This is a genomic window from Pseudoalteromonas sp. Z9A5, assembly GCF_011378875.1.
In the GTDB taxonomy this organism is placed as follows: domain Bacteria; phylum Pseudomonadota; class Gammaproteobacteria; order Enterobacterales; family Alteromonadaceae; genus Pseudoalteromonas.
The window spans coordinates 1-566 of the sequence record NZ_WTLC01000128.1 but is presented as its reverse complement, the minus strand read 5'-3'; the positions used below and the strand labels follow the sequence as shown (position 1 = coordinate 566).

At 47.3% G+C, this 566-nt stretch carries 1 protein-coding gene; it reads left to right on the top strand.

Features of this window, described 5'->3' with window-relative positions; genetic code table 11:
* On the top strand, positions 1–566 hold a 566-nt coding region (locus GQR56_RS21335), incomplete at both ends, for an Ig-like domain-containing protein (RefSeq protein WP_166115400.1).

Sequence of the window (566 nt, the reverse complement as noted above, 5' to 3'; positions counted from 1 at the left end):
ATTTCGGTAACAGAAGACACGCCAGCCACTGGCAATGTATTAACCAACGACACCGATGCAGATGCTGACGTGCTTAATGTGACGCAGTTTGTTATCGATGGGGACACCACGGTTTATACTGCCGGAACAACAGCAACAATTACGGGTGTCGGTGCGTTACTCATTAATGCTGATGGTAGCTTTACCTTCACCCCAGCTACTAATTACACCGGTCCAGTGCCAAGTGCAACTTACACCATTACTGATAATAATGGCGCCACTGACACGGCAATACTTAGCTTTAGTAATATGGTACCTGTCAATGATGCGCCTGAAGCCGTTAATGATGGTCCAATTTCAGTAACAGAAGACACGCCAGCCACTGGTAATGTACTCACCAATGACACTGATATCGATGGCGATACCCTAACGGTAACGCAGTTTGTTATTGCGGGTGATACAACGGTTTATACCGCCGGAACGACAGCAACCATTGCGGGCGTGGGGAGTTTATTAATAAACACCAATGGCACCTTTACCTTCACCCCAGCGGCTGATTATAACGGTCCAGTACCAAGCGCAACTTA